Here is an 8356-nt window from a genome sequence, read left to right on the forward strand (position 1 = left end):
GATGACTCGCACTTTCCTGCTGCGCGGCGTTTCGGCCGGCGCATTGTCTTTCGCCATCCTGTCGCCGGCTCTGGCGATGCATCAACTGCCGACCATCGACGTCAGCGGCCAGCGCCGCGCCGTCACCCACGGACCCGCGCGGCCGGCCGGCCCGGTCGCCGCGCAGCCCGCCGCGCCGGCGCCCGGCCCGGTCGTCGCGCCCGCGCCCGCGCCCGTGGTCTCGCGCTGGTCGCCGACGTTGCCGGACGGCAAGCCGGCCTTCGTCGAGAGATGGCAGTTGCCGAACACCGTCGCCAGCATCACGCGTCCGCAGATCGAGCGGCAGGTGAACATCGTCGACTCGGAAGACGCGGTGAAATACATGCCGAGCCTGTTCGTGCGCAAACGCAACAATGGCGACACGCAGGCGGTGCTCCAGACCCGCACCTGGGGCGTCAACTCCTCGGCCCGCAGCCTGGTTTACGCGGATGACCTGCTGCTCACCGCGCTCATCGGCAATGACAACACCATCGGCGCGCCGCGCTGGGGCCTCGTCGCGCCAGAGGAAATCGAGCGCGTCGACTTTCTCTACGGTCCCTATTCGGCGCAATATCCCGGCAACTCCATGGGCGGCGTGCTGAAGATCACGACCCGCATGCCGGAGAAGCTCGAAGTCTCGGTCAAGGACACGATCGCCGTCCAGGACTTCTCCCAGTGGAGAACGAGCAAGACCCTGGTGAATAATGTGACGAGCATGTTCGTCGGCAATCGCTATGGGGACTTCTCCTACACCGTCTCCGGCAACTGGCAACGTGGCTCCCAGCAGCCCTTGCTTGCCGTCACCTTGCCGTCCGGCACATTCCCGCTCGGCAACCTCCAGAATTTCTACGGCTACCCGAACGCCGTCTTCGCCACCACGAAGTTCGGCGTCCCGGCGACGGTCATCGGGACGACCGGAAATCTCGACAATGATCAGGTCAACGGCAAGATCAAATTCGCCTACGACTTCACCAACACCGTGCGCGGCACCTATACGCTGGGCTTCTGGTCGAACGACGGCACATCCTATCCGGAAAATTATCTCGCGGCGGGTTATGGCGCGACCTTCGGCGCCGCCTTCAACGCCAAGACAAATCCGTGGGGCCTGCAGAACACCACCTTGCAGAGTTTCGGCTCGGGCTATTATCGCGTTCAGGAAAAAATCCTCACGAACGCCGCCGCGGTGAAAAGCAACACCGGGGGCGTGCTCGACTGGGAGGTTTCCGCCTCCAACTTCTCATATCTCCAGTCCGATCAGATCGCGCCCTACAGCGGCGCCGTTCCCTACGGCGGCTGGACCCAGTCGGGTCGTAACACGGTGTTCACAGGCACCTATTGGACGCTGCTCGACATGAAGGGGATCGTCCGGCCGGACGGCGCCCTCGCCGGGCACGACATCAGTTTCGGCCTGCACGGCGACCAGTACCACCTCAACAACCCGTCCTTCATCACGACGAACTGGCCGATGGGAACCGCCTCGGCCTTTGGCGCTGTGGCTTCGATCGGCGACGGCACGACGCGGACGGCGGCGCTCTGGGCCCAGGACGCCTGGAGGATCAACGACGCCTTCAAGTTCACCGTCGGCATTCGCGGGGAAAACTGGGTCGCTTCCAACGGCTTCAACCAGCAGATCCCCAATTCGGCGCTCAATCCGGCGGGTCTTCCCACGTCCATTCCGGCCGGCGCGTTGGGGATCTACCAGCCGAATCTCTATCACACGCGCTTTTCCCCCAAGGGGTCGCTCCAGTGGACGCCGGACGATCGTTGGACGATCACCGGCTCCGTCGGCATGGCGAACCGCTTCCCGACCGCGAGAGAGCTCTACAATCTGACCGCGCCGACCGGCGCGGCGCCCGCCGTCAATCCCAACCCCAATCTGCTGCCCGAAGTCGCGCTCACGAAGGAGCTGTCCTTCGAGCGCAATCTGGGCCGCAACGGCAATGCGCGCGTCTCGCTGTTCGACGAAGAAGTGCGCGACGCGATCATTTCGCAGTCGCTCTATGTCCAGCAGGGCGGCGTTTCTCAATTGACCACGGGCAACACCAACATCCAGCGGCTGCGCAACAGCGGCGTCGAGCTGGCGTGGAGCAAGGACGACGTCTACATCAAGGGCCTCGAGCTGACTGGCAGCGTGACCTTCGTCAATTCGCGCATCATCGCCGATCCCACATGGGTGCCGGCGGGCGGCAACAATCTGGACAATTGGTGCCTCTCGATCAACGGCAAGAACGCCCCTTACGTGCCCAAGTGGCGCTGGACGGCCGTGGCGACCTACCGGCCCGATCCCTTCTGGTCATTCACGGTCGCGGCCCGCTGGCAGGACCGCATGTGGTCGACGCTCTCGAACAACGACATCGCCCATGGCGTCTACGGCTCTTTCGACCGCTTCTTCGTCGTCGACACCAAGATCAACTACAAGTGGAACAGCCGCTGGTCGGCGAGCTTCGGCATCGACAATATCGGCAATTACAAATACTTCCTGTTCCACCCCTTCCCGCAGCGCACGTTCTACCTCTCCGCGAAATATGACTACGGCGCGGACAAGAAGCCGGAGCGCGGGATTTTCTACGGCGAGAATGAAAGCGGGTGGCCGGACGTCGCCAATTGGGTGCAGCCGGTCGCGGTCGACTGGAACTGACGACCGGACGAAGACTCGGCGCCATGCCGTCTCCTGATGGGAGGCGTGGCGCCGACGCCCAGGGGCCGGGATGGGCCGCCACGATGGAGGCTCGGCTCCGCCCGAGCCGCGCGTCTCCATCGGGTCGTCCCGCCCGATCACACCCCCTCGGGTCGCCCCACCATCGTCACCAGAAGCGCCGCGTCGCCCAGCAGCTTCTTCGCCGCGCGCTTGCAATCCTCCAGCCCCACGGCGGCGATCCGGCCGTTGCGTTCGTCGAGATAGCTCGGCTCGAAGCCGTCCATCTGCAGATGCACGAGCTGGCTGGCGATCTTCGTCGAGGTGTCGAAGCGCAGCGGATAAGACCCGATCAGATATTTCTTCGCCTTGTCGAGTTCATCCTCGGTCGGCCCATCTTCCGCGAAGCGGCGGGCCTCCTCCTCGATGATGCGCAACGCCTCGCCGGCGCGCTCGTTCTTCGTCGCGGCGGCGCCGATCAGCATCGGGCATTTCTCGAATTCATTAAGCTGCGCATAGACGCTGTAGGCCATGCCGCGTTTCTCGCGGACCTCGTGGAAGAGCCGCGAGGTGAAACTTCCGCCGCCGAAAATGTGATTGGCCACGACGACCGCGAAATAATCCGGATCATGCTTGGTGACGCCCGTGCGGCCGAAGCGGATCGTGGTTTGCGGAATGTCCAGCGTAACGATGCGGCGCGAGCCGGCGCCGGCGACGATCGCCGGTTCGACCGGGGCGAGATCATTCAGCAGGCCGAAGGCGCCGAAGGTCGCGTCGAGATGGTCCGACAAGGTCTTGGCGTCGATGGCGCCGACGACCGCGATCTTGAGATCCTTGCGCGCGAAGAGCCGTTCCCGCAAGGCGATCAGATCGGGGCGCGACAGCGTCTCGATCGACGACAGTTCGCCGCGAACCGGCCGCCCATAGGGGTGCTCCGGGAACGCCGCCTCGCGGAAGGCCTTGGCCGCCATGGCGTCGGGATCATTGGCGTCGCGCTTCAGTTCCGCGACGAGCTGGCTGCGCACCCGCGCCACGTCGGCGTCCGCGAGATGCGCGTCGGTCATGGCGAGCTTCAGCAGCTCGAACGCCTTGTCGGTGTTCTTCGCGAGCGTTTGCAGATGGCCCGAAATCGAATCGCGGTCGGCGCCGAAGCCGATATGGATGGCGAGTTCGTCCACCGCGCGGTGAAAGCCGCGCGCGTCATAGGGGCCGGCGCCTTCATCGAGCAGGCCGGCGAGCAGCGTCGCGAGGCCGGGCTTGTCGGCGGGGTCCTGCGCCGCGCCGCCGCGCATGGAAAATTCCAGCGCGACGAGGGGCACCGCGTAGCTCTCGACGAGCCAAGCGGTGACCCCGCCGGGCGTGACGACCTTCTGCACATGCTCGGCGCGGGAGGCCATGGTGACGGCGGGGGCGTGGGCGGTCATGGGGATTCCTGAAAAAGAGAAGACGCCGGCGCGAGGGCGCCGGCCATGCTGACGCGCGGCGTCAGGCGGTCTCGTCGGCCGGCAGCAGGAAGCCGGTCACGGCGCGCCGCTTGTCGAGCCATTTGCGCGCGGCGGCGGTCACGTCCGCGGCGGTCACGGCCTCCATGCGGGCGGGCCACGCCTCGACGTCGGCGATGGTGAGCCCGGTCGCCAGCGCCTCGCCATACCAGCGGGCGAGCGAGGCCTGGCTGTCCTGCGCGTAGATCGCGTCCGCGATCAGCCGCGTCTTGGCGCGGGCGAGGTGCGCCTCGTCGATCGGATGGTCGATGAAGCGGCGGATCACCCGGTCGATCGCGGCGTCGAGCTCCTCGAGCGAAACGTCGGGCGCCGGGGTCGCATAGACCCACAGCCGCGTGTCGTCGACGGCGGAGCCAAGATAATAAGCGCCGGCGCCCACCGCATATTTCTCCTCGACCACCAGGGTCTCGTAGAGGGCGCTGGTCGCGCCGCCGCCCAGCATATGGGCGAGGGTCTCGAGCGCCTCCGCCTCGCCGGGCGCGGCGGTCTTGTAGGAGGGCACGAGGAAGACCCGCTCATGGCCGGGCTGCTCGACCTTCTCGTCGGACAGCGAGACCAGCCGATGGGCGCGATGCGGCGGTTCCTTGGTGCGGTTGCGGCGCGGCGGCTCGGCGCGGGCGGGAATCTGGCCGTAGGTCTCCTTCGCGAGAGCGAGAACCTCCTCGGCGTCTATGTCGCCCGCCACCACGAGGATGGCGTTTTCGGGCGTATAGAAGCGGCTGTAATAGGCGAGCGCGTCCTCGCGATCGAGCGTCTCGATCTCATGGTTCCAGCCGATGATCGGCGTGCCATAGGGATGATGGGCGAAAAGCGCCGCCTGGACGGCCTCGTCGAGCTGCGCGGAAGGATCATTGTCGGTGCGCATGCGGCGCTCTTCGAGCACCACGTCCCGCTCCGGCGTCACCACCTCGTCCGTCAGCACGAGATTGATCATGCGGTCGGCCTCGAACTGCATCAGCGTGCCGAGATGCTCCTTGCCGATGCGCTGGAAATAGGCCGTGTAATCATAGCTGGTGAAGGCGTTCTCCTGCCCGCCGAGCTCGGCGACGAGATTGGAGAACTCGCCCTGCGGATGGGTCTTGGTGCCCTTGAACATCAGATGTTCGAGAAAATGGGCGATTCCGGACTTGCCCAGCGGATCGTCGGCGGAGCCGTTGCGATACCAGATCATATGGGTGACGACGGGCGTGCGGTTGTCGGGAATGACCACCAGCTCGAGACCGTTGTCGAGCCTGTAACTTGAAACGCCGGCGTTCGCCCGCGCCGAGTCCCCGACCGCTCCGGGGGTCAGGGGAGCGATCGGCGACGGTTGCGAAAGAGACATGGAGAGGCCTTTCTGGCGGCCGGAGGCCGCTCCGGAACGGAAACAGATTGACCCCTATATAGGCCGAAATTGCTCCGGCCGGAACTCACTCAATCTTCGGAGGTCCTTCTGACGAAGCGCGGCATCTGGAACCAGCTCGACGAGCTGGAGGATTGCGCCTGATTCCCCGACCCCGCGGCGGGCTTGCCCGACGTCCCGGCGGCGGCGGACTGGGCGGGATCGGAGTCGTCCTTGGAGCCGAGATAGCTGAGGGGATTCCACCAGCTCGACTTTTTGACGTCCGAGTCCGGAACCTTGCTCAGGTCCATGGTCGGGCGGCGGTAGCCGGTCGGCGGCTCGGTGAGCATCCGGCGCCCCGGCTCGACCGTGGCGGGAGTCGCCGCGGCGGGGGCGCCGCCGCCGCCGGTGAGCCGGTCGAAGAGGCCCGGCTTGTGCTCCTCGGTCGGCGGCGGGGCGTTGGGCACGCGGGCGTAACGGTCGGAGCCGCGCTTGCGCGTCGTGGTGGTGTCGCTCGGCCAGCCCTCGGGGCGGCTGGCGTCGCGCGGGGCCGGCAATTCGCCCGCGCGCGGCGGCAGCACGAGCTTGGGCCGTTCATGGTAGTCGATCGAGCCGGCGCTCGGATCGGAGGAATAGCCGAAAAGCTCCGCGACCGCGCTGATCGTCGACTTGTCGTCGGCGGCCTGCGCGGGCCCACTGGCGGCGACCGCGAGGCCCGCCAGCGCGAAGAGCGCAAAGCGTCCGGACCTGACGAGCTTCATGATGCGAACTCCCTGAAACCTCGGGACAGGCGCGCAGGCGCCTGCGGCGCGCGCCTTGTCTCAAAGGCGCACACATGCGCGCGACTTGTTGGCGATTTAGTGGCGAAGCTTGTCAGGCGGGGCTTTCCGCCGGCGGGGCGGGCGGGAAAAAGCTCTCGAAAAGCAGCAGCGCCACGCCCGCCGTGATGGCCACGTCGGCGACGTTGAAGACGTAGTTGGCGAGCGGTCCGACCGGCAAGGTCGTATGTAGATAAAAGAAATCGGCGACCGCCCCGCGCGCGATCCGGTCCATGGCGTTGCCGAAGGCTCCGCCGACGACCAGCCCGATCGCCAGCGCCGTCAGCCGGCTCCGGACCCGCCACATCCACCACAGCAGCCCCGCGACGATGGCGCCCTGTCCGGCGAGCAGCAGCGCCCGCCCCGCGCCCTCATGGGCGGGAAAGAGCGAATAGGAGACGCCGTAATTCCACGACAGCACAATGTCGAGGAAGGGCGCGAGCGTGACCGGCTGGCGGGCCTCTATGCCGAAAACATGAAGCATCCAGTATTTGTGCGCCTGGTCGACCAGCGCCGCGACAAACGCGGCCGTCAGGCCGAGGGCGCGGGGCGAAGCAGCAAGGCGCGTCACGAAGCTCTCCTGGATCGGCGGCGGTTGGCCGTCTTCTTACCGTTCCGTCCCCCGCGCGGCTAGCCTCGCGCCGCCGACGCGAGCCAGCTTCGGCGTCGGCGCCTTGACATCGGGGCAGGGGCGCAATATTTCCCTGACGCTGTTGGCACTCGTCGGAAGAGAGTGCCAACAATTTCGCTTATGGCTTGCGACGGGCGGTTCTGTCCCGCCCGGAGCGCAGAAAAGGAAGACATTGCAATGGCGTTCCGTCCCCTGCACGACCGGATCGTGGTCAAGCGCATCGAAGGCGAAGAGAAGACCAAGGGCGGCATCATCATCCCCGACACCGCCAAGGAAAAGCCCCAGGAGGGCAAGGTGGTCGCGGTTGGCCCCGGCGCGCGCGACGAAAGCGGCAAGCTCGTTCCCCTCGACGTGAAGGCCGGCGACCGCGTCCTCTTCGGCAAATGGTCCGGCACCGAAGTCAAGATCGACGGCGACGACCTGCTGATCATGAAGGAAAGCGACATCCTGGGCATCGTCGAATAACTCGGCTCCGCCCTTAACGCTTTCTCTTAAACACACCAGGAGTTTCACATGGCTGCCAAAGACGTCCGCTTCTCCACCGACGCCCGCGACCGCATTCTGCGCGGCGTCGAAATTCTCGCCAACGCCGTCAAGGTCACGCTGGGTCCCAAGGGCCGCAACGTCGTGATCGAGAAGAGCTTCGGCGCGCCGCGCATCACCAAGGACGGCGTCACCGTCGCCAAGGAGATCGAGCTCGCCGACAAGTTCGAGAATCTCGGCGCCCAGCTCGTTCGCGAAGTCGCCTCCAAGCAGAACGACCTCGCCGGCGACGGCACCACCACCGCGACCGTCCTCGCCGCCGCCATCGCCAAGGAAGGCGCCAAGGCCGTGGCCGCCGGTCTCAACCCGATGGATCTGAAGCGCGGCGTCGATCTCGCCGTCGAGGCGATCGTCGCCGACCTCAAGGCGCATTCGAAGAAGGTCACCTCCAACGACGAGATCGCCCAGGTCGGCACCATCTCGGCCAATGGCGACACCTTCATCGGCGAAGAGATCGCCAAGGCGATGCAGAAGGTCGGCAATGAAGGCGTGATCACGGTCGAGGAGGCCAAGAGCCTGGAGACCGAGACCGACATTGTCGAGGGCATGCAGTTCGATCGCGGCTATCTGTCGCCGTATTTCATCACCAACGCCGAGAAGATGATCGCCGAGCTCGACGAGGCCTATCTCCTCATCCACGAGAAGAAGCTGTCGACGCTGCAGCCGCTGCTGCCGATCCTCGAGGCCGTCGTCCAGACCGGCAAGCCGCTCGTCATCGTCGCCGAGGACATCGAGGGCGAGGCGCTGGCCACGCTCGTCGTCAACAAGCTGCGCGGCGGTCTGAAGATCGCGGCCGTCAAGGCGCCGGGCTTCGGCGATCGCCGCAAGGCCATGCTCGAAGACATCGCCATCCTCACGGGCGGCCAGATGATCGCGGAAGACCTCGGC

At 66.1% G+C, this 8356-nt stretch carries 7 protein-coding genes; 3 read left to right on the top strand and 4 right to left on the bottom strand.

The window, feature by feature from the left end:
• Position 1 precedes the first annotated feature (1 nt).
• Entirely contained in the window at positions 2-2656 is a 2655-nt protein-coding gene (locus ACR652_RS10450) for a TonB-dependent receptor (RefSeq protein ID WP_434506453.1), read from the top strand.
• A 137-nt stretch (positions 2657-2793) separates the two neighbouring features.
• Here the strand turns inward: ACR652_RS10450 and ACR652_RS10455 are convergent, their stop codons facing one another.
• The 4 genes from ACR652_RS10455 to lspA form a co-directional block, all read right to left on the bottom strand.
• On the bottom strand, positions 2794-4077 hold the full coding sequence (locus ACR652_RS10455) for a M16 family metallopeptidase (RefSeq protein WP_434506454.1): 1284 nt from the start codon (positions 4075-4077) through the stop codon (positions 2794-2796).
• A gap of 61 nt (positions 4078-4138) precedes the next feature.
• Positions 4139-5479 carry a M16 family metallopeptidase gene (locus ACR652_RS10460; RefSeq protein WP_434506455.1) on the bottom strand — a complete coding sequence of 447 codons (1341 nt, stop codon included), beginning with the start codon at positions 5477-5479 and terminating at the stop codon, positions 4139-4141.
• An 89-nt stretch (positions 5480-5568) separates the two neighbouring features.
• The gene (locus ACR652_RS10465) at positions 5569-6237 is read right to left on the bottom strand and encodes a hypothetical protein (protein ID WP_434506456.1); all 669 of its coding nucleotides are present in this window, start codon (positions 6235-6237) and stop codon (positions 5569-5571) included.
• A gap of 112 nt (positions 6238-6349) precedes the next feature.
• Positions 6350-6865 carry a signal peptidase II gene (gene lspA / locus ACR652_RS10470; protein ID WP_434506457.1) on the bottom strand — a complete coding sequence of 172 codons (516 nt, stop codon included), beginning with the start codon at positions 6863-6865 and terminating at the stop codon, positions 6350-6352.
• A 237-nt stretch (positions 6866-7102) separates the two neighbouring features.
• On the opposite strand from lspA, the gene groES reads away from it, so the two are divergent.
• Both groES and groEL read left to right on the top strand, forming a co-directional pair.
• Positions 7103-7390 carry a co-chaperone GroES gene (gene groES / locus ACR652_RS10475; protein WP_281800563.1) on the top strand — a complete coding sequence of 96 codons (288 nt, stop codon included), beginning with the start codon at positions 7103-7105 and terminating at the stop codon, positions 7388-7390.
• A 48-nt stretch (positions 7391-7438) separates the two neighbouring features.
• The coding region (groEL, locus tag ACR652_RS10480; protein WP_434506458.1) for a chaperonin GroEL at positions 7439-8356 on the top strand (918 nt) is incomplete at its 3' end.

It is taken from the genome of Methylocystis sp. (assembly GCF_051061225.1).
Lineage (GTDB): Bacteria > Pseudomonadota > Alphaproteobacteria > Rhizobiales > Beijerinckiaceae > Methylocystis.